Raw genomic sequence first — 25353 nt, forward strand, 5'->3', positions numbered from 1 at the left:
CATTTAGCTTGACTTAACACACTAGATGAGTGTCCATCTATGAAGCCAACCACACCTACAAACAATATTGAGAGACGACGCGAGGTTAGGCTACGCCGAAGTAACTTAATGAGCAAAATGGATAGTAGCTCAATCACTTTTAAAATAGCCCAATCGCAAGAAGAACTAGAAAGTGCTTTCAAATTAGTCTGGCAGGCTTATGTTGCAACAGGGCTGCAACATAATTCAGGCGAAGGCATTCGTTTTACTAAATATCACCTATTGCCCACAACAAGAGTGCTAATTGCCATATACCACCCAGAACTGGACAAAGAAAAACCAGATTACACAAAACTCCATGAGCAAAGCATTGTTGTTGGCACGCTATCAATAATAGAGGACTCTCCTTTAGGGCTGCCAATGGAGGAGATTTGTGGCAATAATGTCATGCAATTACGGAAAGATGGGCACAAATTAGTTGAAATTGTAGGGCTTGCGATTAACCCAGACTACCGCAAATATAATATTGCTATGTATCTTTATAAGCTGATGTTCCAGTTTGTACGACACAAAGACATAACTGATGTTGCATGCTCTGTAACGAAGAAACATTTGAGCTTTTATCGCAGAATGCTATTATTTAAAACCTTAGGTGAGATCAAAGAATACTCTGCTGCTAACAAATTAGAGACCCAGTGCCATATACTCAATATTAAAGAAGCAGAGACGACAGCAGAAGCGGTTTATAACGCTGACAACTTTGACGCGAACCTGTTTACATTTTTCTTTACCGACACACCGGAAGCCAATCGTTTGAAGGGTGAAGGAACGCCTTTATCAGAAGAGCTATTAACATACTTCCTCAACAAAGATACTCTAGATTTAGATGATGCAACTAAGCTCATTTTGAGAGATGAATATAAGAAAATCGCCTCTGTTTTTCCTTTCTGATTAAAGCAATATCCGCTTTATAGGGAGCCACCCGAATAATGAATACCTACTACGACACTGCTGTTTGCAGGAACCTGGGCCTTATCAGCCCGGATGAACAACAAAAACTTTTATCCAGCCGCATAGCCGTTGCAGGACTCGGCGGGCTTGGAGGTATTAACCTACTGACATTAGTCAGAATGGGTATAGGTGCATTTAACATCGCCGATCTGGATGAATTTTCGGCCGCAAACTCCAACAGACAAATTGGAGCAACCAGCAGCACGGTCGACAGAAAAAAAACCGATGTTTTAGCCGAAATGGCAAAAGATATACACCCTGACCTACCCATCAACATTTTTGATATAGGAGTTCAGCCAGAAAACGTATACGAATTCCTTAAAGATGTAGATGTCATCGTGGACAGTATTGATTTTTTTCAGATGAATGCCAGGCGTCTATTATACAAAACCGCACGAGAGCTAAAAATCCCTGTCGTATTTGCTGCCCCGCTAGGTTTTTCTGGCACACTACATGTCTTTACACCAGATTCGATGAGCTTTGATGAGTATTTTGATATTAATGATTCGATGACAAGATACGACCAACTCGTAGCCTTTGCTGTCGGACTCTGTCCCCGAGGCACACACTGGAAATACATGGACTCGTCAAAAGTTGACCTAACCTCTGAATCCGGCCCGTCATTATCAAGTGCTTGTAATATCGCTTCTGGCTTATTAACGACAGAAGCCCTTTGCCTGCTACTTAATAGAGCCGATAGAGCCGCTAAACCGGTTCCTTACTACACTCAGTATGACCCCTACCGCAGGATATATCGTACTGGCACTCTGCGATTTGGAAATCGAGGACCACTACAACGCTTAAAGCGTTGGCTTGTCGCACGTCAGTTCAGAGACCAAGCAGAGGCACTGAACAACAATTAAGCCACTTAACAAAACTCTGTATAAAAACTTAAGAGACAGATACTAAAAACCCTAAAGATTTCTCTTTAGGGTTTTTATTTTTTAGACTAAGATTTTAATGAGCGATCTTTCTTAAGCCTGTTTTTTTGCTTTACGACGAGCCACACCTGCCATACCAGCCAAACCAAGGCCGAACAGCGCTAAAGTAGCTGGTTCAGGAACTTTATTAAACTCGATCCCGATTTTACCAGAAACTGCTTGCCTTGTGTCGGCTTCCACCGTAAATTTCTCAAAATCTCCGGAGGTCAATGCTAAGTTATAAAATGGATCAGGAGCTACAAAATATCCTACACCATCTTTATCAGACAAAAGATCATCAGTCAACGAAACTGAAAGATCTGTACCGAAACTACCAGCATTAGATCCACCTTGATTGGGGTCTAGTGAACCAGTACCACCGACAACCGCGCCTGTTGCTATTTTAAAATCATCAGCATCAGAAGCTGTACCCCATAGCGTTGAACCTGCACCTAAGCCGAGACCTGGCGATGTGAAAACTGTGTCATACTCTGGATCTATCCATAACGAATAGCTACCACCCGAAAACATAAATTCGGTAACTGTAGGATCTCCAACCCTAGGGCTATAAGTACCCGACCCTAAGAACGTACCATACATCCCATAATCCTGTCCTGAAGTACCTACAGGTGGCGTAGATAAATAAGCAGGCTGTAGAACATTATCTAACTCAAAACCAACTAAGCTAAATTTTATAGATACAGTAAAATCCGTAGCTGATGTAAACTCTACAATTTCACTATAATTACCTATTATTTCGTCTGCAGTAACTGAATTAGGCACAGGATTCAACGCATTCACTGTACCCGGCACAACTCCTTCATTTACTGTAAAAATTCCTCCCGCCATTGCACTTGTACTAAACATTGCTCCTGCTGCAACGATTGCAGTAGATAAACACAAGCCTTTAGTTAATTTTTTCATTTTAGATCTCCATTCCGCTCAATCTGTTCAAATGAGTCTTTATAACTCTTGTAATCTAAGTAAAGCATGCTTCGTGCCACTTATAAAAAAAGATTGTTTATCATGCGGTTACGAATTCATACATATTACAACGACTAGACTTTGTAAAAAAAGCTGACAAAAAACCTAAATCGTAATTCCAGATATATAGCTGCTCTATTGATGAATGACCGTCTATTATTGATGTACAGAACGTGTAGGCGATTGGGAAGCGGATACCGTGTCAGGTAAATTAAGGCACTTAGGGCCTGTTAACGCTTACCGAAGAAAAAGTTGATTTTAACTTATTCAGCAGACTGTAAGCATGCAGAAACAGCCACTCCGGCGATTATCGATAGGCGACTGCCGAACAGAGATAATGTGCTTATCATCACCTCTCCCTTTGATAACGCTGGAAAATTCGGTGAGCAACTTGAAGTTAATATTTATTTTGATGATCCATACTCATCCTGAGGGCGTGACTAGAACAAAAACATCAACGGCCTGCTCAGTCAATATATATTCCAAAAGAATCCATTATCGCGGCATAAGCGACGAACAAGTAAAACAGCTACAAACTCGATTAAATATAAGACATAGAAAGTGTCTTGGCTGTAGCTGCCACAGAAGGTTTTGCATAAACCCTGTCAGGCCGCATAGGCGAGTGTTGCGCCTATGCTTTGAATTCACGCATCACTACTCACTTTTTAAATTTGCATCATCTGTTCAAACTTGCATCATATTGTTGACGTTATTATCAAGATGGAGGCAGGGTAAAGCCAACTCAACTCCGTAGCGCCTATACTCTGCTTTCAAACTATTCGCTGCATCAATATCAATCTGAGACTGAAGACTAGAGCAGCTAGTCATAAAATGATTGATCCGATCTTTACTCCAGGGTTTCGTTTTAAGAGAGTTCTGCAACAAGCACATTGCCTTTGTCTCTAAAAAGTAACACCACTCATCATCCTCACACAACGTACTTGTTCGTTTATTAAATAACGCCCGGCCTTCTTTTACGGATACATGATGCACCTGAACAGGCGTTCCGTTTCCCATCGTATACTCAGATAGCTTACCCAACGGTTTAAAGCCAAAGAAGCGGCGGTAAAAACCAATATGCCTCTGGGTTAACGAAACGACAACCCCTGTAATATTAGCCAACTCGCAGTATTCATATGCCAGATGAAAAAGCTTTAAAAAAACCCTCTTATCTTCACCATCGTTATTACAGACAAACCCCATTATTTCGACCTGATTAGGGTTATTTTGCCGCAACTCGTCTATTTCAGCTTTACATACCTCATCCGCCGGCAACCCCAAACAACCATCGTGAGCCACGGTTAGCGTACCTATCACCCGGCTAACGGTACGTAGCTTGCCATCTACTTCTTTCTCTTCTTTCACGGAGGCTATAAATACTTTTGATCTGGGGTCCAAATGGTATTTTGTAACACGCTTTCCCGCTTTATCGTCAGGATGCAACCCCACTTTTATATAACCCTGCCACACCAACTCAAATGCCTGTTCAAGCTCATCTCGCGTGGTTGCCAGTCCATAAGTTACTTTAGGGTTGTCGAATACTTTTTCCGAATCTAGCGAAGGCTTTACTTTCAGTAATTGTCTTGGCATCTTAGAACCTCACCGAAGCAGTGAGCGAGAGTCCATTCCCGTTATACGGCGCTGATAAATAAAGTGCTTCTTCTAAATAAATTTTATCTTCACAGGAATAAAAAGTTCTCATAATCACCTTGCTCTCACATCACAATGTTTTGAGTCTATACATATTCCTATTCCTATATGCTAGATTCGTGCCACTATTCAATCCTGCGGTATCAAACAAGCCAACCAGGGAAAGCAAGAACAAGTATAAAACTGGGCAAACATGACTGCTACATAGCATCTGCAACGACGCAAATGGAACTTAAGCGCAGGTTCATTAGCCCGTAATAAATTATTTGACTAACTTTTTAAACAAGATGCTGGGAAACTAAATGATTCAATCAGATAAATTGAATCAAAAAACAGACACTATTAACCAAGAACAAAAAAATTCTTTATAAAACAGAAATATAGCGTGTCACTTTTTGGATACAACACGTATGGCATAAACCTTTTCCAACGACGAATTAGAGCATACAACCCTCATCAGTAGGCAGCTAATCCTCTCAGTAAGCAACGTTTTGTTTTTAATATAAGCTCAATAAATTTAAGCTAGTCATGTATTGAGTTAGTGCTTATTAAAGTACTTACCATCTCTTCAGCAGCCCGCTCAACAAGATCCATCACACGCTCAAAACCTGCTATATTCCCAAAATAGGGATCCGGTATTTCAAGCGTGTCAGGATTTTTTACAAATGACATTAGCAACAAAATTTTACCGTAGGCATCAGGTTTATTTATTTTTTGAAGGCTTGATAAGACATCTTTATCGGCGGCTAATATATAATCATAATATGTGAAATCCGCTGGTTTTATGATTTTCGACCGGGTTGTTGTGATATCAATTCCCCGAGCCTGCGCTACCTTTATTGCCCTAACATCAGGCCTCCTGCCCGGTTGTGACACAAGCGTTCCCGCCGACTTAACTTCAACAGCAGCTGCCAGACCATGTTTTGCCACAGCCTGTTTTAATGCACCTTCCGCCATAGGAGAACGACACACGTTCTCCATACAAACCACCAACACTTTTACAGAAGGCTTTTTTTTAGTAAAACGCTCAATTAGCTCAGCCAGCACACTCAAACCTCGTAAATCCGACGCTAACGATCAACGACTTTGTAATAGTTGATGCACATATTTTACAGGTATCGCATAACTGATACCGCTGGGGTGCTCTAATACGGATTCTTTTGTTCCTTTAACAAAGACACTGTTTACTACACCGACTACGTGTCCACTGCCCACATCATAAAGCGGGCTGCCGCTGTTACCCGGATATGCGATAGCGTCGAGCTGGTAAACTTGCAAAGGGGATCTCAAACGTCTGATCTGGGCAGCAGTCAGTTGTCTTGAAGATTGGGCAGGAATAACAATCGGCGTTACCGCTGCAATAATTCCTTTATTGGTGACGGGATATAACCCTAAAACCATGCCTATTGGAAAACCGGTAAACGCCACCTCAGATCCTTCGCGAATCCAAGCAGAACCAGCAAGCGCCATGGCAGGTAATGCCGGACCATCAAACTCAAGTAGCGCCAAATCGCGCTCTTCATCTATACGCATCACCTTAACACTGAGTGCTTTCGCTGCTTTACCTCTGCCACTGAAGATAGCGAACTTCTCTCCTTTCTCCACATCAAGATCTCGAGCTGTGATCACATGATAATTGGTAATGACCTGGCGCCCATTACCAACAACAAATCCTGTACCACTATAAATAGCCTTTGGCATATTAGCGGTTACACGCTTATTGGGAAAGATACTGCCTACCGCCACAATACTACCGCGAATCTGATCAATGGTATCTGGCAACCCCGCATAACTTATAGCAGGCCCCATTCCAACCATTAAAACAGTGCCACAAACCAGAAAAAAATTTCGTATCAACATATCCCTTCCTTGATATCAATCATCTGCGCCAGTATACAAGCTGACGAGCCAAGATATACAGCCGAATGTAAAACGCTATAATAGAGCCGCTAATGCAGTTATTAATACCATTCCCTGCGAATAAGGATGTAACATGCCGGAATTATTAAACGACCTGATTCATCAACACGCTGTTATTTCTCCTGATGCCAACGCTTTGCTGCATAAAGAGTCGATTTTTACGTATTCTGAACTACAGACTCAGATTAACCATCGCAGCCAGCAGCTGCTCCAGTCAGGTTTACTCAGCGGCGAAAGAGTCGCTATCTATTTGCCCAAAGTACCTGAATCAATATTCGCTATTTTCGCTACCGCACAATGCGGCGGTGTTTTTGTTCCGGTTAATCCCTTATTAAAGCCCCAACAAGTTTCCTATATCCTCAAGGACTGCAATGTACGGCTGTTAGTGACCTCTTCAGATCGGCTGAAATTACTTAAAGATACGCTTAAAGAGTGCCATGATCTGCGTTCAGTCATTCTGATTGATGACGGCGACGTTGCTGATTACCTGTTACCTCAGGTATCGGTTACTCGCTGCAGTGCGCCTTTATCCGAAAAATTCATTGCTGCGCCCCCTCGCAGGATTGATACAGACATAGCGTCTATTCTGTATACATCCGGCAGTACCGGCAACCCCAAAGGCGTTGTACTCTCCCATCGTAATATGCTGACAGGCGCACATAGCGTCGCCAGTTACTTGAATAACAACGCTAACGACTGTTTGTTAGCCGTACTGCCTTTTAGTTTTGATTATGGCCTGAGCCAGCTCACCACTGCATTCTCTGTCGGTGCATCGGTTGTATTAATGGATTACCTGTTGCCCAGAGATGTGATTAAGGCGTCAGCGCGCTACCAAGTCACCGGTTTAGCGGCGGTACCCCCACTTTGGAATCAACTCGCTGAGCTGGAATGGCCCGTTGAAGCGAAACAATCACTGCGTTATCTAACCAACAGCGGTGGCGCTATGCCCGTAGCAACCACGCAAAAGTTAACGGCATCACTGCCAACAACCGACTTTTACCTGATGTACGGCTTAACCGAAGCCTTCCGTTCCACTTACCTGCCACCCGATCAGGTATCGATACGGCCAGAGTCGATGGGAAAGGCGATTCCAAACGCGGAGATCCTGATACTCAGAGAAGATGGCAGCGAATGTGCACCGGGCGAACCCGGCGAGTTAGTGCATCGTGGCTCATTAGTGGCCATGGGCTATTGGAATGACCCGGTAAAAACGGCTGAACGCTTTAAAGCCATTCCCGGACGCCATCCCGAACTGCCTTTAACCGAGATTGCCGTCTGGTCGGGTGATCAGGTACGCAAAGATGAAGAAGGTTATCTATACTTTATCAGCCGCAAAGACGAGATGATCAAAACTTCTGGTTATCGCGTCAGCCCTACAGAAGTAGAAGAGGTACTGTATAGTTCAGGATTGATAAAAGAGGTAGCCGCGCTCGGTATTGCGCATCCTTTATTAGGCCAAGCCATTTTACTGGTTGCGGTTCAAAACGAAACCATCACCGATAAAGATCTACTTATGCACTGCCAAAAACAGTTACCCAACTTTATGTTGCCTAAAAAAATCCTGTTTGTAGACTCATTGCCACGCAACCAGAACGGCAAAATTGACCGTAAAAGCCTTTCTACTGTACATAAAGACATCTTTCAGGAGACAGCGTCTTGAAAAAAGAAGCCCCTAAACATGCCCATATGGATTGGTTTCCGGTCATTGATAACTGCCTGCACGCTGGCGGACAGTCTATTACCCGTCTGGCGGCCCGCGTAGGTCAAACACCCTTTTACGTTTACGATCGCAACATAATGACGCGAAAAGTCGAGTTGCTACGCGAAGCGCTTCCTCAGGGATTACATCTTCACTACGCAATGAAAGCAAACCCAATGCCTGCCGTCGTTCAGCATCTATCTCAACTGACGAATGGTATTGATGTCGCCTCTGTCGCAGAAATGCAGGTAGCGCTGAACACCGGTATCGATCCACTCACGATAAGTTTTGCCGGCCCTGGTAAAAATGATGCAGAGCTAAGATCAGCCATTGCAGCCGGCATCATTATCAACATGGAATCAGAGGGCGAGATGGAGCGCATAGCGCAAATCGGTGAATCACTAGAAATCCTTCCACACGTCGCGATTCGCGTTAATCCAGATTTCGAATTAAAAACATCGGGCATGAAGATGGGCGGCGGGCCAAAACCTTTTGGTGTCGATGCCGAACGCGTACCAGAGATGCTAAAGCGCTGTGGCGAGTTAAACCTGAATTTCAAAGGATTTCATATCTTCAGCGGTTCACAAAATCTGCGGCCTGAAGCCATCATAGAAGCACAGACAAAAACGTTTGCATTAGCCTACCGGCTCGCAGAGTTTGCTCCACAACCCATCACCTGGCTGAATATTGGTGGCGGCTTAGGGATTCCTTACTTTCCCGGTGAAGAAACGCTGCCATTAGATGCGATTGCCGACAACCTGAAGCCTTTAATAATTGAAGCACAGGCACGCCTGCCTGACGCGGAAATCGTCATGGAGTTAGGTCGTTACTTTGTCGGAGAAGCCGGGCTTTATATCTCTGAGGTGGTCGAATGTAAAGAATCACGGGGAGAGAAATTCGCTATCACCAATGGCGGACTGCATCATCACCTTTCAGCCTCAGGCAACTTCGGACAAATTATTCGGAAAAACTACCCCGTCTGCGTAGCCAACAATGTAAGTAGTGATAGCTTGGAAAAAGTCAGCGTAGTAGGGCCTCTATGCACTCCGCTGGATATCATTACAGATAAAATGCTGCTACCTGTGGTTGTAATCGGAGACTTGATAGCGGTTTATCAATCGGGTGCCTATGGATTTACCGCAAGCCCGAGGGATTTTTTAAGTCACCCGCATCCATTGGAGATATTGGTTTAACTTCAATTATTACCTACCTGTACATTAAAGCGCTTCAATAGCGCTTTTTCATTTACTTGACGCTCATCGGCATTTTCAGGACTTAGTTCAAATTCGGCGTTCTTTGTCATAGTATGCTCAATAACAACTTCGCCAAGCTCCTCGCGATAATGAGAAGGCTCCCAGTACCATTTCATAAAAACACCCCGTTCTGTTGGTACAACCTCACTGCTATAACGATTAAAACCGCTAAAATCTAGCAACCGATTTTTTGAGAAAAACCCAGCTTCTGATAGCTGCTTTACCAACCCCTTTTTCCATTCCAGATACAAATTAAAGTGCCCGGTACTCTCTAAGATATACAGATACTGCTGATGAAAAGGGCTAACAAACAGATCCAGCTGGATACCTTGCTTTTCTAGCTCTTTGATTAACAAAAACAAAGTATTAAAACCAGTTGATACGCCTGTTGAATCATACAGCGCATAATCTTTTCCCGTTAGCCGTTGACGCAAACCTTGTTCTTTTTCCTCGAAGAGAGCCCAAATACCTTCATTATTAACTATGGGTATAAATCCATCTGCTTGGTTAAAACCATCAAGTTTTGTATAATTTGTCTTACTTTGCTGATAAACAACTGTTTTCAAACTGGCTAATAGTGAATCCAGAGAAAACAAGGAGCTCAAATGAGATTTTGCGTTATTTAAAGGATAATAAGTGTTTTTCTCACCCATCAATGTCATTGGAAGATTAGAGCTACGCTCAACATTTGGCGGCCATTGCACAACACCATCGGCAGATTGAATCAAATCAAGAAAATCCACACTCATGATCACTCGCTTAGTTTTTTTTTGCTCCAATAAATAAAGCAAGTACTCAACCTGAGTTATAATACCAGCCCCCCTTATAGCGAGGTTATAAACATTCTGCTCCTTAAAATACGGACTTTCAGGATTTAAACCTAACTCAGGACGAGAATTACCTAAAACAATAATTTCTGGCTGAATATGGTGCCATTGATATGCCTTGGTAAGATATATTTTGTCTCCGGCCTCTGTTTTATGACCGTTTATATTTTTTAAACACTTGTTATGCCAGATTGCAAAAGGGTCTACCCCCCAATTAATAACGGCGACCGATACAAATAACAAAGTTACTACAACAAAAAATTGCTTTAAATAAGTAACCATGAAATCTCTCAGAATTGGAAATATAAAAAATCGCTGATCTGACCTAAGGTCATCACGCCAATAACTAATAAAATTGATAAATAGCTGGCCCACCTTAAAGTAGGTTGCCAGGTCAGCTTGCGAAAAACACCAGGCCAGGGCCAAAAAGCCGCATCAGTTTTCGCATCAATTTTTGAAAGTGATGGTTGATGATGGCTAAACAGGTCCTGAACATTAGGAAGAAAAATAACAACAGGAACGAGTAACAGGCAGCATATCCAGACTTTAACCAATTGGGTAGCACCACCGTGGAAACCAATAACACCCCACGATTTTAAAATTTCTCCCATTTCGCCTAAGCGAGCCAAGATTGCAATAGGTAATGCCACACCATTCATTCATGCCTGCCATACCTTGTATAATATTCATTGCTCCATCAAATGTATTTGCCCGAAAGAACACCCAAGCAATAACAACGACCAGCATAATCAGCAACCAAGAAACCATCTTATTAAGTTTTAAATAAGTGAATTGCAAACTGTATTGGCGCCAAATATGGTTAATCGCTAAGTAACTACCGTGTAATGCCCCCCAAATAAAAAAGTTCCAGCCTGCACCGTGCCATAAACCTCCCAGTAACATAGTGGTCATTAAAAAAAGATAACGATTGCGTGAGCCTTTTTGATTACCCCCGAGAGGAATATAAATATAATCCCGGAGAAAACGAGAAAGGGTCATATGCCAGCGACGCCAGAACTCAGAAATTGAACAGGCTTTATAAGGAGAATAAAAATTAAGCGGCAAAACAATACCAAACATACGCGCTAAACCGAGGGCCATGTCTGAATATCCGGAGAAATCAAAATATATCTGAAAGGTATAAGCCAATGCAGCAGACCAAGCAACTAAAAAGTCTGGACTACTGCCCGCATCAGCACCATTGAAATCAGGATTAGCATAAACGGCTATGCCGTCTGCAATTACCGTTTTTTTGAAAAGCCCAATAGCAAAGATACCAATTCCTATAGCCAGGTGATGGCTATTAATACGAAACGCACTAGAGCTTTGAAACTGAGGCAGCATCTCTTTATGGTGGACAATTGGTCCAGCAATAAGCTGAGGGAAAAAGGTTACAAATAATGCATAGTGAATAAATCGATATTCTTCAGTTATTTATTCATAAGAATCAACAAGATAAGCTATTTTCTGGAAAGTAAAAAATGAAATTGCCAGCGGTAATACAATTTCTCTATTGACCAATCGCTGCCACTCAACAAGGCAACATTAATAACTAAAAAATTAACATATTTAAAGTACCCCAATACAGCAAGATTACCTACAATACCGATAATAAGTAACAATTTACTTTGCTGCTGATAAATCTGCCTGCCAAGGAAATAATTACAGGGCATGGACATCAAAATAATCAGATGATAACTAGGATCCCACCAACCATAAAAGAAAAGAGACGCTATGACTAGCCACAAGATAGCCACTTCATTTCCAAAGCGTCCAGCTAACCAGAAAAAACCAAACAGTGTGATAGGGAAAAAAGCAAAAATAAACTCAGCAGAGTTAAAGAGCATAAGCAGTATCTATCATCATCAATTCCGTTCGTCATATAAAACTAAATTTTGATTACAATATCAGCAAGAAATAAAAACTCTTAACAAAAAACTCTATATATTTACAAAAAACAATTAATAACATTCATGATTAAATAACAACTAAAAATTCCTTAAGTTATGCAACTGTATTATTTGCCTTCACAACATATACGGTCGAGCAACTCACCCAGCTTTTTTGAGGCAGACCTTCTGGAGTATTGATCAATTTTTTCTTTTGAAACGACCGATCCTGTGCCCTCCTCTAAAGCGTATATAAAATGCATAAATTCAGCTTTAATCGCATCTTTATCATCTAAGGCCACCACTGTCTTTATGCCAGCCTCTAACAGAGCTTTTGCGGTATCTCCTTGCTTATCAGTAAACGCAAGAATAGGACGCCGCGCACGAAAATATTCATACAATTTAGCTGGAATCTGATGATTGCAGCTAGAGGCCTGGAAAATCAACAAACCATCTGCTTGTATCATTTCAGACAATGCTTCCCTGTACGGCATTCCCGGAGCCAGTTTCACAACATCATCAATTCCTGCATCCTTCAAGAGAGGGCTATACAGTTCATCGTGGCCGGTAGCTCTGAGCACAATACACAGCCGTTGAGCCGACAATTGGCCTTTCGCCTTCAACTCAGCAATCGCTTGAAAAAAGGCTACAGGATCACGTTCAGACGGATACAAGACACCACTATGAATCAAGATCAATGGACTGCCAACCTCATTTGGTTGAACACTTTGCTGCTCAACCTCCTGAAAGATCTCTTCATTATATCCATTAGGTATGATATGCCATTTATCATAGAAAAGATGAGGATAACGCTGCTTATATAACTCAACAGCACCTGGCGTAGTAAATACAGCCAAATCGCAACTTTCAACTGCTTTCTTTTCTACCCATTGGTAGACTCGACGACGAATCCCAGGGGAAGGAAACACATCATCCACCATCGAATCACGAAAATCCGCGATCCAGGGCAAACCGGTTAACCGGTGTAGAACCCAACCAATCAAATGTGCAGTGGCTAATGGATAGGTTGACCAAATAACGGAAGGCCTTTCCTGGCGGATCATTCGCAACCCGGCAATCACAGCAAATGGCAACCAGCTAATCCAACGGTCAGGCAATGCCATCCAGTTAAAATAGCGCCCTTTGAACGAAAAATGCCGCGCAGTATCCAAACTAAAAGCGCGCTGTACGTTAAGACTTACAGGAATATCCTGAAGCTGATCATTACTAATTGTTGGATATGCACTTTCACAAGCCGTTAATACCAATGGTTGCCAGCCTGAGTCAGGCAGATATCGTGAGAAAGACAAGGTGCGCTGCAAGCCACTACTCACCTGAACCGGTGGGTAATGATAAGCGATCATTAATACACCTTTCAGAGCTTTTGTACCCAGTTTACTGTCCATACAGCTACCTCATCGCGCCATTCACGCCGTGAAAATGTATGGTCAGCACTCTTCAAGTCGACTCGTGAGAATCGTTTCTGACTTAATAACTTACGAAATGGTCTGGACGCATTTACCGCATCATCAAACTCTGCGGCCGTCAGGTCTTTCCCACTGATAATCAATAACACAGGCCCCTGATAAGCTTTTAGTGATGCTTGTAGTTTTTCAGCCAGATTAACAGAAGATGGCGTAATACCAGCAGCCGCATTAGCTAACATTGATGTTTGATTTTCTGACTCGCTAACTGGCTGATTTACTGATTGCGATTCTACTTTACCTGCAACCTGTTGAACCTTATCAACCAATGAAGCGATAGAGTCACCGACATTCAAGTCACCTGAAACCACTTTTTGCCAAAACTGTTTAGATATGAGGCGCTGTAGGTAATAGTGCTTTAAATAAGCTTTTGCTTCGCCCTCTTCACTGCGTACCCAGGGATTCAATAAGACTAAACCCGCGACCCGTTCATCTTGCTCTGCATAAAAACCAGCGGCCGTAGCTGCATCACACAGCCCCCAGATCACAACGTGATGTATTTCAGGCTGCTTATTTATAAATGCATCAATTGCGCTTCGAATATCTGCCTGAATATGCTCAAAGCCCAGCAATTCACCCGATGAGTCTCCCATCCCCCTATAATCGAAACGCATCACGGGAAGACCTTGCGCCGCTAACGCACGAGATAGATGAACAAACTGACGATGACTTCCGACGCGATATTGCGGACCACCGACGACAATTAACACACCTGTTTTGACGTCGGATCCACCAGGATGCAAAATCCCAGACAGTAGATCGCCCTTACAATCAAAGAGAAATGTCTGTTCAGGATGATCTTTATTACATGAGGGTGAAACCAGCTGCGAAGATAAGCGACTATTTACCTCGGCTATCGCATTTGTAGTTCGTTCGATCAATAAAGGGGCACGGACCAGTTCTTGGGTTGCCCAAAATGGCTCGCCTTCTATTGTAGTGGCACGAACATCAAGACCTTGCGCGAGTAGCTCCTCAATCAATTTACGTGAAACCGGTAATAAAGGCTTATCGACTTTATTAACCACTTCAAACCAGTCAATATTTGCATTCGAGGGAAATGTAAACTGCTTGAGATTTATCTGGTCGAGTTGCTTTACCAATGCAGGCGAAACATCATACCCAGCTACTTCTATGGTTTCTCCACCATAAAGACGTTCACGCAATTGAGTGACCGTCTGCGGCTCGCCAGACAAGATACCTGCTGCCATCCGTAATCGCAGAAATTGCGTCATTAATTGCTCACCACTGTGGAAAGGCTGCCATAACAGTAAACGATGAATAGATAATGCGCTATCCTGATACAGATCTAATGCCAATAAAGCACCGGCACGCAACCCCCATAAAGTCACTAGCCTCGCACCTTGGTGAACAGCCCATTGGATTAAAAAACGGACATCCTGTTTCCATATATCCCAATCTGCCTGGCCAAAATCACCCTCACTATCGCCTGTGCCGAATAGATCAGGAACAATCACTGTAGCGCCTTTATCAGCGAGTGCGACAGCCTGATCCCGCACTATTTTGCGAGACTTATTCATCTCTTCTGCAAACGCAGGCAGATGAATCACCCACTCATCTGAGAGACCGGTATTTTTAGACGAATAGAGTGTAATAAATAGCTGACCAGCGGGGCCTGAAACAAATTGAGGCATCATAAAATTAGTATCGTGAATTATGCGCTTACTTTTGCATTAACAAACTCAAGGAGTGCACCCATCGTCTCAAACACTTCAGCGCTGATTTCATCATCATCAACAGAGATTCCAAAGTTTTCTTCAATAGCGGTCAATACCATAACAACCGCCATAGAATCAAACTCAGGCACGCTGCCTAATAATGGCGTTGATTCATCAAAGCCATCAATACGATCGCCTAACTGTAACACTTCACCAACTATTTCTTTCACTTCATTCAGCGTAACCACACAAACCCCCTAAAAATTTAACATTGAGCTTAAATATAAATAGTGCGCCATGTTAGCATCTACTAGGAAGCACACAAAATACTTCGTAATAAAACGCTATTATAGAGGTACAAGCTTAACGACAATCAAAAAAAGGACGATACACTTATTAAATACATTTAATATCTTGCCGACCCTACTCTCTAATGAGCTTTTTAATTGATGCGATGCAGCAAGCGGAAAATTTTATGACAAGGAATGCCTCCTCAGGAGTACCAAAAACAACTTTAATGCACAACTCACTGCTGACCCCTGCTTTTTACGGCTGGTTGTATAACGCTAATAGCACGCAACACTCTGATGAAGTAACTCGAAATAGTCAGAACATGCGGACAGCATTAAACACACGAGCAAACTTTGTTTCAGAGCATAGCAACAACAGTTTTTTGGGGTCTAACAGCTATCTGTTAGCGCGGGACAACTTACTTGTCACAATAATTGGTAAACCAGAATGGTACGACACTACATTAGCCCATCTAGCTAACGAGAAAGGGCACGCAGAAGCATTGCTTCACGCATACGGAGAACACGGCCAGACATGTAGCCACTTTATTCATGGATCATTTGCATTTGTCATCATTGATAGCATCCAAGGTGCGCTGACGGCTGGCGTCGATCGATTAGCCAGCATACCGTTATATTACGCCGAGCATATGCAACAAGGAATTATTTTTGGCACCTCTGCGGGTGCACTGCTGGCCCACGATGCTATCGATGAAAAACTCAACCCGCAGGCTCTGTATAACTATGTGTACTTCCATATGGTACCCAGCCCGGTATCAACATTTGAGAATATCAAAAAGATGCAAGCGGCCCACTCGCTGCACCTGAAGGACGGTGTAAGCAGCATTGAACGCTATTGGACACCCAGCTTTAAACAGACGCAACAACGTAGTTTCGATGATATGTGTAATGAGCTACGCCGTACCCTAAAAGACTCAGTTAAAAAAGCGATTAATAAAGACGTAAAAACAGCAGCGTTTTTAAGCGGCGGGTTAGACAGCTCAACGGTGACCGGCATGCTGAGCGAACTGAGCGATAGCGAAGCACATGCATATTCAATCGGTTTTTCGGCTGAAGGCTACGATGAAATGGCCTTCGCCCGCATTACAGCAAAACACTTTGGGGTAAAGTTACATGAGTACTATGTAACACCTGAAGATGTTGTCGCCGCCCTGCCAAGCATAGCCACCAGTTATGATGAACCCTTTGGTAACTCTTCAGCACTCCCTGCTTATTTTTGTGCAAAAGAAGCAGCCAAAGATAGTGTGCAACGCCTGCTTGCAGGTGATGGAGGTGACGAATTATTTGCTGGTAATGAGAGATACGCGAAGCAAAAAGTGTTTGAGCAATACAGTTGCATACCCAAACCTCTTCGAACAGCGCTTTTCGAACCAGTATTGCGCATGATTCCCGGCCAGATACCCCTGGTAAATAAAGCACGCAGTTACGTTAATCAGGCGAATACTTCTCTTCCCGGCCGAATGCAAAACTATAATTTCCTTAATCAGCATGCGCCTAATGAGATATTTAATGATGCTTTTATTAACCAAATATCAACAGATTACCCGTTAGAGCTGCTTGAGTCGGTTTATCAGGCACCAGAAAATGCATCCGCGTTAAGCCGGATGCTTTATCTGGACTGGCAATTCACACTGGCCGATAATGATTTATGTAAAGTCAGCCATATGTGCGCATTGGCGGGTGTAGAAGTCGCCTACCCTATGTTGGATGATTCACTATTGACTCTCGCTGGCGAAATACCTGACCAATGGAAGCTTAAAGGGCAACAGCTACGCTATTTTTACAAACAAGCATTAACCGGATGGCTACCGCAGGAAACTATTACCAAGAAAAAGCAAGGTTTTGGATTACCGTTTGGGGTCTGGATGCAAACCCACAAACCCTTACAGGAACTGGCTTATGATAGTTTGGTTAAATTAAAAAACCGCCCCTATTTCAGAGCTGAATTTTTAGATAAATTGATAAAATTACATCGTGAAGGCCATGCCGTCTATTACGGTGAGCTGATCTGGATTCTGACAGTACTGGAACTGTGGCTAGAAGCGCATGGTGAAAGGCCTTAGGCAAGAATCAATTGCAAGTCCTTTTATACATAATGAGGTCAAAATGAAACGCATTTCGTCACTGATACTTTTATACTTTGCAGCGGCCGGGCTAGTGATGCACCTCGCCGCTGTTTCCGCTTACCTGTTAAAACCTGACCTTGTGCGTAAAGCCTGTGCATTAATAAGCGATAAAGTGGTGCAGCGTTTTCCAATTTTAGCGGCGGAGAAAATTCAATATTCATTAGAAACAGAGCTAGGCGTTAATTTCCCTGAATGGTTACCCAACCAAACCCAGAAACTCACATCCAGCGGTATCCATATCGGTAATCGTTCCTACGAAACACTGACTAAAGCAGCAGGGTCACTACAAGATGGAGAAACACTCATCATTGGTGCGGGAGTATATACTCAGCCCTTAGTGATAAGAGCAAATAATATAAGCGTAATCGGTAACGGACATGTCGTCATAGAAAAGGCTGCGGCAGAAGGCAAAGGCGCCATCGTCATTAAAGGAAACAACACCACCATTAATAATATCGAGTGCAAGAACATACAGGTTCGCGACAATAATGGAGCCTGTGTCCGCCTCGAAGGAAAAAATTTAATACTCAAACATGTATATTTTCATAACAGCCAACAAGGTCTCTTAACAGGTTCAAACCCTGGTTCTGTAATCATAAAAGACAGTCGGTTTGAACTACTTGGGAAAAATGGACAGGCGCATGGAATTTACATAGGTGGTGGTGAATTGAGCATTGATAAAAGCCTATTTGTTGCAGCCAAGAGCGAGGGACACGAAATCAAATCCAGAGCAGCGATTACACGTATTACCGATAGCATTATCGCGTCACTTTCATCGATTGACAGTCGCTTAATCGATATATCGGACGGCGGCATTCTGGAAATATCAGATTCAATCCTGCAGCAAGGGCCAACCTCGGCTAATGGTGACATGATAGGCTATGCGTTAGAAAAGAGAAGATACCCTATAAATTCGATAAAGCTGGTGAATAATGTATTTATTCTTGAGCGTATCGGCTCAAATACACTATTGCACAGGCATCCAAACACACAGATACCCGAATTACGAAACAATTTAATAGTGGCCGAAAAAATACCCGAGTTACCAGGCTTCAATCTGATCTTTGAAACACGTAAAGAGGCAGGACTTGAGGAATACCCAATGTTACCAAAAAGACTCAGCCAGCCTTAAATTTACGTAGCAATAAAACTATTAGGAAAGTAACGTTCAATTATGAGTGATAATAAAAGCAACCTTACCGAGTACCTCACTCCGCTAATTCCTTTGGCTCCGGTGTTATCAGTAAAATCGTTATCATTTGTCACATCCAAAACTAAGAAGCAACAATCAATATTAGGGTGTAGCAATAAATTGCAATTAACGAGTGGCCGAGCAGCCATTGCGATAGCATTAGAACATGCCGGTATTGCTAAAAACGACGAAGTATTAGTACCTGCCTACCACTGTGAATCGATGATCTCTCCGGTTCACTGGAGAAACGCTACCCCAGTATTTTATAAAATAAATATAAACACTTCGATAAATGTCGACAATATTATTTTAAATATAACACCCAAAACCAAGGCTATAATCGTAACGCATTACTTTGGTTTTCTTCAGGAGTTGACTTCTATCAGAGCAGTCTGCAATGAACACAATATAATATTAATAGAGGATTGTGCACACGCTTTTTTTGGGTCATTAAATAACCAGGTTGTAGGCAGTATCGGAGATTATGCAATCGCAAGTAGTATGAAGTTTTTCCCATGCTATGATGGAGGTATACTAGCATCGTCGACTCGCCCATTAGGTAATGTGAACCTAAAGAAGCCTACACTTATCTTCCAAATCAAAGCTTTTTTTAACATCATCGAACGTGCTATCTACTATAAACGCTTCGGTATTGCAGGCAAAGGGATTAATGCATTACTGAAAGTGAAAGAGTGGTTATGGAACAATATTAAATCGGTTAGTGGCGAGCACTACACGTGTAACAGCCCTGCTTCCTCGGATGGTGGTTACGGACTGGAAGAAGACTGGATTCATAAAAGCACTTCAGTAGCCTCCAATCTTATAATCAAGCAAAGTAATACGAAGCTTATCATCGAAAAACGTGTAGAAAATTATCAAAAAATACATGAAGCACTATCCGGCCTTACAACTGCGCACCCATTATTTACAAAAATAGAAAATGGCTTTGTTCCATTAGTGTTCCCTCTGTATGTAGACGCACCTGAACAGTCTTTTGATGTGCTAAAAAAACAAGGAATTCCTATCTGGCGTTTTGGTGAGTATCTGGATAAACAAATTACTGAAGCGTTTTGCCCAAACAGCACAGCTCTGTCGGCGCATGTTTTTCAGTTCCCTTGCCATCAGGAACTAACTAATCAAGAGTTAAATTGGATGATCATCACCATTAAGAAAACGATCAAATAAGGATTGGATGAAATGAAAGAGGCACACTGGCAATTTTATCCAATCGATAAATTTAATTCTTGGATAAATCAATGGGATCTGCTCAATAAACAGACACATTACACTCCCTTATTAGATAGTGATTTCATCTTACCCCTAATTAGTGCATTTTCGACTGGAAAAGAGAAAATTGCTATTCATGGTAGTGATAGTAAACCTGAAGCAATGGCCATAATTGTTGAATCCAGTATTGGAAACTGGAGTACATTTCAGCCATCTCAAGCCCCTATCGGTTGCTGGTTACAAAACAGAAACAAAACTACTGAGTTTTACATGGAGTCACTACGCAAAGAATTGCCATTCCCTGCATTGTGCTTCAGCATCACACAGCAGGATCCAGATATCCTCGCAAAACCACAACAGAGTAAGTTACTAACCATCCCCTATATAGAAACGGCCCGTGTGAGCTTGACGGGGACCTTTGACGACTACTGGGGATCACGCGGCAAGAACCTGCGGCAAAACCTTAACAAACAACGTAACCGCCTTACGAGGGAGGGCTTTTCTACGAAGCTAATAACGTTAACTAAAGCAGAAGATATTAACGCTTCGATTGAAGCCTATGGAAACCTCGAAAGCGCAGGATGGAAATCAGAAGGTAATACAGCCATCAGTATTAACAACGTACAAGGACAGTTTTATGTCGATATGCTCACTAGATTTGCTAGTCGTAAAAAATGCATGGTGTATCAATATTGGTATAATGAGGACCTTGTAGCAACTGATTTGTGCATCACGGGTGGAGGCGCTATTATTATTTTAAAAACCACTTATGACGAGACAATAAAGATATCTTCACCAGCATTACTTATGCGTCAGGATGCTTTTAGAGAACTATTTGAAATAAAATATATTCAACGAGTAGAGTTTTACGGAAAAGTAATGGAATGGCATACGCGATGGAGTGATGAGGTGCGACAAATGTATCATATCAATAGTTACTCAATGGCTGGTACTTTTTTTAGGAAAATCAAAAAAATCATTAGAAAGTAAAATGAAATCATCTAGAAAAACAGATGAAAAAATAAAAATAATGAGACCTCTTATGGCAATAGGATTTATTTATATTTACAATATTTAATCCACAAAATCATGATATTCAGAATTATTTAGTTCTTAAAAAGGGACTAAATCATTGTAACAACAGTAATAATATTTTTAGATGTCCACTTTATTAAAAATACATTAAAAACCAGGGCAGTATAAAAACAAAAAAGCCCTAAAAACAAGTAAGAACAATAATCAATCGGTCAAAATACTTTTGAAATCAAGACAGAATATGCAACTGAAGACTAAGACTAAAAAGGCATTGGTAAAAAAAGAAATTAAGGTGGATTGGCATATAGCCGACATCTTAAGGGAAGAAAAGTCAATAAAGTGATAATGAGTATTGGGCATACGAAGGCTAAGATCCGAGCAAAAGTTGAGCATTCTTTCTGTACTTCATCATCAAATGTAACTAATACTTTGAAAAGATAGGGTATCGCGGTTAATAAAAAAGTCCGGAATCTAGGCCCCAGATGTAACCTTCGCTAACAAAACCCTTTAATATCTCAAATTCAAAAGTTTAGCACTTTTGCAGATCTAATCCCGCAATCGAAATCCAACATCTCCTTGCAATACTTGATTGCGATACTTAGTAATAAAAAAAGAAGATACTAAACATTGAATATCGCTGACTAACGTAACGATAGACCATCTCGGAAAACATAGAAATATTTAAATTTAATCATAGCAACGAATAGCAATTGAAATTATAAACCGATAACATACATAAAAGATTATCAATAATTAAGGCAATAACTGCATGGAGAATACTAATTCTGTTTCAAAACTTAATGTTTCCTATGTACATCGCAGAATAGGTCACCACGCTTCTCACTCTGGCTACAATACAGTTTTTGAGGCATTAGACCTTAAAAAAGCACATTCCAAATTAATGGGCAGAATCATAAAATGGTTACCTATGGCTTTAAAATGGCGACTTCATCTTTTAAGGCCCCAAGCAGTTGGTGATGAAGGATTAATTCCGGAACTCCTAGCTCTACCGACCACTCGCTCTAAAGAGCCGGGGATTTGCCACTTTATTTACGGGGAAGATACTTATTTTTACACCCCCACTTGGAAGCGAAACAAGCAAAAAATCATTGCAACATATCATTACCCGCCGCAACTCCTTATTGAACGTGTTAGTGTTCCGGTAGTTAAAACATTAGATGCTGTAATTTTAATGGCAAACAATCAAAAACCTTATTTCCAGCAATATTTGTCCGATGATAAAATATTTGTAGTACAACATCACGTCGATACTGATTTTTTTAGGCCTTCCAAAAAAAGACCCAACAATAATAATTTTCGTATAGTAAGTGTAGGCGGCATATTAAGAAATATGGAATTATTATTAAGTGTCGTTAGGGAATTAACCCATCAATTGGGCGATGAAAAAGTATTTTTTGACTTTTTAATTCCGAAAGAATTTAATGAAATATTCAAAGATTTTAGCAATGTCGTGTTGCACTCTAGAATTACAGATGAAGAATTAAGAACAGTATATCAGAATGCAACTATTGGTTTTATGCCGTTAGAAGATTGTACTGCTAATAATGCAATATTAGAGATGATGGCCTGTGGAGTATCAATTGTATGCTCGGATGTAGGCGGCATTAGTGATTATATTGATACTGAGGGGGCGGTTATGTTTGACCCGCAGCAACCTTTGATGCATCTAGTTAAAAATATTGTCACATTACTCAATTCCCCTAGTAAAGTAAAAAAAATGGCTGCTCATAATCGGGATAAAGCAGTTACACAATTTTCCATTCCTCGAACTGCTGAAAAACTACTCAGCGTTTATGCCAAAATAGGCAATAAATAAATAATTACTATGATGAAAATATTAATAGATACTTTCCAATTTTATAAAAAGATACTTAAGTATGAAGCAAAGTCTATTCTGCCTTGTAAAACTAGAAAGTCTATAAATAAAAAAGTATTGGTACTTGCACCAAGACTACCTCCATATGTTTCTGGTGGTGTTTATAGACCAATTTCTTGGGCGAAATACGCAGCAGAGAACAACTGGTCTATAGATTTTTTAACCATAAAAACCCCTCCACCGTATTCAGAAGCTGGTATGCACTTGAAAAATCAAATACCTCAAAGCTGCTCTATTTATTTCATAAAAAGAAAATATTTAAATCCTAGTTGGAAGGTTTCATTTAGAACTGATGGAGATATAATTTCCGCACTAGACGCAATTGAAACATCTCTGGAGCTTTATAAAGATAAAAAACCCTCAACAATAATAGCCACCGGACCTTCTTTTGATCTGTTTATCGCAGGTTATTATCTTTCAAAAATACTTAGAGTTCCCTTAATACTTGATTATCGTGACGAGTGGTCAGAAAATCCTTTTTCTTTTGTTACCCTAGGTAACTCTGATCAATTTTGGGAAAACCGTTGCTTAAAACAGGCGAGCAACATTATTTTCACAACAGAAAGTATGAGACAACACCAAATAAATGTATTTAACATAAAACCTACTAAGACCTGTGTTATATTTAACGGCTGGGAATTTAGCGAACATGTTACTGCATCTGAAAAATCAGTAATAAAGCCTCGAAATAATCTAATCACATTGATGTACTGCGGTATGCTTACAGATGCTACCCTCCCTAAAGATTTTCTAGTAGACCTAGAAAAAACATTAACTTCACTTCCAGATTTCCCAATTAATTTTGATTTTATTTTAAACATAATGGGTGGGTGTTCAAAAAAAGCAAAGTTACAGATTGATGAATTCAAATATACCGAAAAGATATTTTTAGAGGACTTTCAACCAAGGAACATTGCACATTTAAAAATGCAAAGTGCAGATGCTTTAGTTTTATTTACAGATAGGAACATGGAACGATATATACCAGGAAAATTGTTTGATTACTTAGCATCAAATAAACCTATTATTGTTCATGGTGTATACGGAGAAGCTGCGAGGATTGTTGAAACTTTAAATGCAGGATATTTCATTCAACAAGGAGATACAGATAAGTTTATCAAAGTCATTGAGAACTTAACTTACTATAATCATGAATGTGATGAAAATGCAGAAAGAATAGATTGGTTAAAAAATCATACTAGAAAAGAAATGGCGAAAAAACTATTCTCTTTGCTAAACACTGTTCAACAAACATCGCGTTAGAATTGGGGAGAAAATAATGCTATATAAGTTTGCTTGCATCATCCCTTATTATCAGGAATGCCCCAATATACTTATCAATGCAGTCAATTCCATACTGGAACAAGACACATCAGATACATATTTAATAGTGATTATTGATGACTCATCACCTGTTTCAGCAGCGACGGAGTTGAATAAATTATTGGAGAAGCACGATAATAAAATAGAAATAATACATCAAGAAAACCAGGGCGCAGCTGTTGCAAGGAACACAGGAATAAATTTCGTTTTGAATATAGCTCAATATATCGCATTCTTAGACTCTGATGATATGTGGACTAAAGATCACTTACGTAATGCAGGTAAAAGTTTCGAATTAGGTGCAGATTTTTATTTTTCTGACATCAAAACACTAGAAGTAAGTAACTCTCGCTTTGAGAATAACAAATACTCTACGAGACCTCATTTGAAGCTATTTGACACTCTGTACCTGCATCAGGGTGACTTACTAACAGATATACTCCAGTACAATGTTGTTGCTACACCTACAGTTGCTTATAAACTTGAAATAGCGAAAAATCTTCGCTTCCAAAATAAATACAGGTATGCGGGAGAAGATCACTTATTTTGGATGGCTTTATCTCAATATTCTAAAAAAACTATTTTCTCAACAAATGTAGAAGCTTTATGCGGAGAGGGTATTAATATATTTTCAAGCTCTTCCTGGGGGTCTAGCCGAGCAATAACTAGAATATATCATGATTTGCTTTTCAAAAAGTCGATCCCTAATCAATTTTCTTTAACACCACAGCAATCCATCATAGTCAAAGAACATATAAAAGAGCTTAGAATGTACTTTGCTCAAAACATCATGCATAAAGTTATCAATAAAAAACCGTTAGAGGTTTCTGCGTGTAAAAAAATTCTAGTATTAGATCCTATATTATTTTTGATACTACCAATAAATCTAGTTTTATATCTTAAGAATATTTTTTTGAATAAATTCAAGAAAAATATTACATAAAGTCTGA

General features: G+C 40.8%; 22 protein-coding genes. 11 read left to right on the plus strand and 11 right to left on the minus strand.

The genetic code is table 11. From position 1 onward, the window contains the following. Positions 1-108: 108 nt before the first annotated feature. Both BM099_RS03295 and BM099_RS03300 read left to right on the plus strand, forming a co-directional pair. Positions 109-930 (plus strand): N-acyl amino acid synthase FeeM domain-containing protein, encoded by an 822-nt coding sequence (locus BM099_RS03295; protein ID WP_177201072.1) that lies wholly within the window; start codon positions 109-111, stop codon positions 928-930. 38 nt (positions 931-968) lie between these two features. Then, positions 969-1853, plus strand: coding sequence for a ThiF family adenylyltransferase (locus tag BM099_RS03300; RefSeq protein WP_090724423.1), 885 nt, complete (start codon positions 969-971; stop codon positions 1851-1853). Positions 1854-1964: 111 nt separating this feature from the next. Here BM099_RS03300 and pepA read toward each other — a convergent pair whose 3' ends face one another. The 4 genes from pepA to BM099_RS03325 all read right to left on the minus strand — a co-directional run bounded on the left by pepA (position 1965) and on the right by BM099_RS03325 (position 6404). Further along, positions 1965-2834 carry a flocculation-associated PEP-CTERM protein PepA gene (gene pepA / locus BM099_RS03305; protein WP_090724426.1) on the minus strand — a complete coding sequence of 290 codons (870 nt, stop codon included), beginning with the start codon at positions 2832-2834 and terminating at the stop codon, positions 1965-1967. Positions 2835-3578: 744 nt separating this feature from the next. Next, on the minus strand, positions 3579-4484 hold the full coding sequence (locus BM099_RS03315; RefSeq protein ID WP_090724432.1) for an N-acyl amino acid synthase FeeM domain-containing protein: 906 nt from the start codon (positions 4482-4484) through the stop codon (positions 3579-3581). Positions 4485-5066: 582 nt separating this feature from the next. Further along, entirely contained in the window at positions 5067-5591 is a 525-nt protein-coding gene (locus tag BM099_RS03320; protein WP_090724435.1) for a low molecular weight protein-tyrosine-phosphatase, read from the minus strand. Between the two features lie 30 nt (positions 5592-5621). Further along, complete coding sequence (locus tag BM099_RS03325) at positions 5622-6404, minus strand: S1 family peptidase (protein ID WP_090724438.1); 783 nt, start codon at positions 6402-6404, stop codon at positions 5622-5624. A 133-nt stretch (positions 6405-6537) separates the two neighbouring features. Here BM099_RS03325 and BM099_RS03330 point away from each other — a divergent pair, with 133 nt between their 5' ends. Both BM099_RS03330 and BM099_RS03335 read left to right on the plus strand, forming a co-directional pair. Beyond that, the gene (locus BM099_RS03330; RefSeq protein WP_090724440.1) at positions 6538-8124 is read left to right on the plus strand and encodes an acyl-CoA ligase (AMP-forming), exosortase A system-associated; all 1587 of its coding nucleotides are present in this window, start codon (positions 6538-6540) and stop codon (positions 8122-8124) included. Continuing rightward, a complete protein-coding gene (locus tag BM099_RS03335; RefSeq protein WP_232348852.1) occupies positions 8121-9356 on the plus strand; it encodes a pyridoxal-dependent decarboxylase, exosortase A system-associated in 1236 nt (411 codons plus the stop codon). The genes BM099_RS03330 and BM099_RS03335 overlap by 4 nt, the downstream gene beginning before the upstream one ends. Before the next feature lie 2 nt (positions 9357-9358). Here BM099_RS03335 and BM099_RS03340 read toward each other — a convergent pair whose 3' ends face one another. The 7 genes from BM099_RS03340 to BM099_RS03360 form a co-directional block, all read right to left on the minus strand. Beyond that, a complete protein-coding gene (locus BM099_RS03340; protein ID WP_090724443.1) occupies positions 9359-10525 on the minus strand; it encodes a hypothetical protein in 1167 nt (388 codons plus the stop codon). 8 nt (positions 10526-10533) lie between these two features. Then, the gene (locus tag BM099_RS20530) at positions 10534-10797 is read right to left on the minus strand and encodes a hypothetical protein (protein WP_218150135.1); all 264 of its coding nucleotides are present in this window, start codon (positions 10795-10797) and stop codon (positions 10534-10536) included. Continuing rightward, the gene (locus BM099_RS20535) at positions 10790-11677 is read right to left on the minus strand and encodes an MBOAT family O-acyltransferase (protein WP_198064089.1); all 888 of its coding nucleotides are present in this window, start codon (positions 11675-11677) and stop codon (positions 10790-10792) included. The genes BM099_RS20530 and BM099_RS20535 overlap by 8 nt, the downstream gene beginning before the upstream one ends. 26 nt (positions 11678-11703) lie before the next feature. After that, positions 11704-12090 carry an MBOAT family O-acyltransferase gene (locus BM099_RS20540; protein WP_198064052.1) on the minus strand — a complete coding sequence of 129 codons (387 nt, stop codon included), beginning with the start codon at positions 12088-12090 and terminating at the stop codon, positions 11704-11706. A 170-nt stretch (positions 12091-12260) separates the two neighbouring features. Next, on the minus strand, positions 12261-13538 hold the full coding sequence (locus tag BM099_RS03350; RefSeq protein WP_090724445.1) for a glycosyltransferase: 1278 nt from the start codon (positions 13536-13538) through the stop codon (positions 12261-12263). Continuing rightward, positions 13508-15271, minus strand: coding sequence for a hydrolase 1, exosortase A system-associated (locus BM099_RS03355; RefSeq protein WP_090724448.1), 1764 nt, complete (start codon positions 15269-15271; stop codon positions 13508-13510). The genes BM099_RS03350 and BM099_RS03355 overlap by 31 nt, the downstream gene beginning before the upstream one ends. Before the next feature lie 17 nt (positions 15272-15288). Further along, positions 15289-15540 carry an acyl carrier protein gene (locus tag BM099_RS03360; RefSeq protein WP_090724450.1) on the minus strand — a complete coding sequence of 84 codons (252 nt, stop codon included), beginning with the start codon at positions 15538-15540 and terminating at the stop codon, positions 15289-15291. 227 nt (positions 15541-15767) lie between these two features. Here BM099_RS03360 and asnB point away from each other — a divergent pair, with 227 nt between their 5' ends. The 7 genes from asnB to BM099_RS03395 all read left to right on the plus strand — a co-directional run bounded on the left by asnB (position 15768) and on the right by BM099_RS03395 (position 25346). Continuing rightward, on the plus strand, positions 15768-17666 hold the full coding sequence (gene asnB / locus BM099_RS03365; protein ID WP_218150136.1) for an asparagine synthase (glutamine-hydrolyzing): 1899 nt from the start codon (positions 15768-15770) through the stop codon (positions 17664-17666). A 43-nt stretch (positions 17667-17709) separates the two neighbouring features. Next, on the plus strand, positions 17710-18861 hold the full coding sequence (locus tag BM099_RS03370) for a right-handed parallel beta-helix repeat-containing protein (protein WP_090724453.1): 1152 nt from the start codon (positions 17710-17712) through the stop codon (positions 18859-18861). Positions 18862-18903: 42 nt separating this feature from the next. Further along, on the plus strand, positions 18904-20106 hold the full coding sequence (locus tag BM099_RS03375; RefSeq protein WP_090724456.1) for an aminotransferase class I/II-fold pyridoxal phosphate-dependent enzyme: 1203 nt from the start codon (positions 18904-18906) through the stop codon (positions 20104-20106). Positions 20107-20118: 12 nt separating this feature from the next. Next, complete coding sequence (locus BM099_RS03380) at positions 20119-21138, plus strand: GNAT family N-acetyltransferase (protein WP_090724460.1); 1020 nt, start codon at positions 20119-20121, stop codon at positions 21136-21138. 814 nt (positions 21139-21952) lie between these two features. Further along, on the plus strand, positions 21953-23020 hold the full coding sequence (locus BM099_RS03385; protein WP_090724462.1) for a glycosyltransferase family 4 protein: 1068 nt from the start codon (positions 21953-21955) through the stop codon (positions 23018-23020). A 9-nt stretch (positions 23021-23029) separates the two neighbouring features. Further along, the gene (locus BM099_RS03390; RefSeq protein WP_090724465.1) at positions 23030-24343 is read left to right on the plus strand and encodes a glycosyltransferase family protein; all 1314 of its coding nucleotides are present in this window, start codon (positions 23030-23032) and stop codon (positions 24341-24343) included. Positions 24344-24359: 16 nt separating this feature from the next. Beyond that, positions 24360-25346 (plus strand): glycosyltransferase family A protein, encoded by a 987-nt coding sequence (locus BM099_RS03395; RefSeq protein WP_090724467.1) that lies wholly within the window; start codon positions 24360-24362, stop codon positions 25344-25346. The last annotated feature ends 7 nt before the right edge of the window (positions 25347-25353 follow it).

Origin of the sequence: Neptunomonas qingdaonensis, from assembly GCF_900113275.1 — a bacterium.
Classification (GTDB): Bacteria; Pseudomonadota; Gammaproteobacteria; order Pseudomonadales; family Balneatricaceae; genus Neptunomonas; species Neptunomonas qingdaonensis.

Coding starts and splice junctions, on each gene's coding strand:
- BM099_RS03295 (WP_177201072.1), top strand. CDS start 109: ATGAGCAAAATGGATAGTAGCTCAATCACTTTTAAAATAGCCCAATCG.
- BM099_RS03300 (WP_090724423.1), top strand. CDS start 969: ATGAATACCTACTACGACACTGCTGTTTGCAGGAACCTGGGCCTTATC.
- pepA (WP_090724426.1), bottom strand. CDS start 2,834: ATGAAAAAATTAACTAAAGGCTTGTGTTTATCTACTGCAATCGTTGCA.
- BM099_RS03315 (WP_090724432.1), bottom strand. CDS start 4,484: ATGCCAAGACAATTACTGAAAGTAAAGCCTTCGCTAGATTCGGAAAAA.
- BM099_RS03325 (WP_090724438.1), bottom strand. CDS start 6,404: ATGTTGATACGAAATTTTTTTCTGGTTTGTGGCACTGTTTTAATGGTT.
- BM099_RS03330 (WP_090724440.1), top strand. CDS start 6,538: ATGCCGGAATTATTAAACGACCTGATTCATCAACACGCTGTTATTTCT.
- BM099_RS03340 (WP_090724443.1), bottom strand. CDS start 10,525: ATGGTTACTTATTTAAAGCAATTTTTTGTTGTAGTAACTTTGTTATTT.
- BM099_RS20540 (WP_198064052.1), bottom strand. CDS start 12,090: ATGCTCTTTAACTCTGCTGAGTTTATTTTTGCTTTTTTCCCTATCACA.
- BM099_RS03350 (WP_090724445.1), bottom strand. CDS start 13,538: ATGGACAGTAAACTGGGTACAAAAGCTCTGAAAGGTGTATTAATGATC.
- BM099_RS03355 (WP_090724448.1), bottom strand. CDS start 15,271: ATGATGCCTCAATTTGTTTCAGGCCCCGCTGGTCAGCTATTTATTACA.
- asnB (WP_218150136.1), top strand. CDS start 15,768: ATGACAAGGAATGCCTCCTCAGGAGTACCAAAAACAACTTTAATGCAC.
- BM099_RS03370 (WP_090724453.1), top strand. CDS start 17,710: ATGAAACGCATTTCGTCACTGATACTTTTATACTTTGCAGCGGCCGGG.
- BM099_RS03375 (WP_090724456.1), top strand. CDS start 18,904: ATGAGTGATAATAAAAGCAACCTTACCGAGTACCTCACTCCGCTAATT.
- BM099_RS03380 (WP_090724460.1), top strand. CDS start 20,119: ATGAAAGAGGCACACTGGCAATTTTATCCAATCGATAAATTTAATTCT.
- BM099_RS03385 (WP_090724462.1), top strand. CDS start 21,953: ATGGAGAATACTAATTCTGTTTCAAAACTTAATGTTTCCTATGTACAT.
- BM099_RS03390 (WP_090724465.1), top strand. CDS start 23,030: ATGATGAAAATATTAATAGATACTTTCCAATTTTATAAAAAGATACTT.
- BM099_RS03395 (WP_090724467.1), top strand. CDS start 24,360: ATGCTATATAAGTTTGCTTGCATCATCCCTTATTATCAGGAATGCCCC.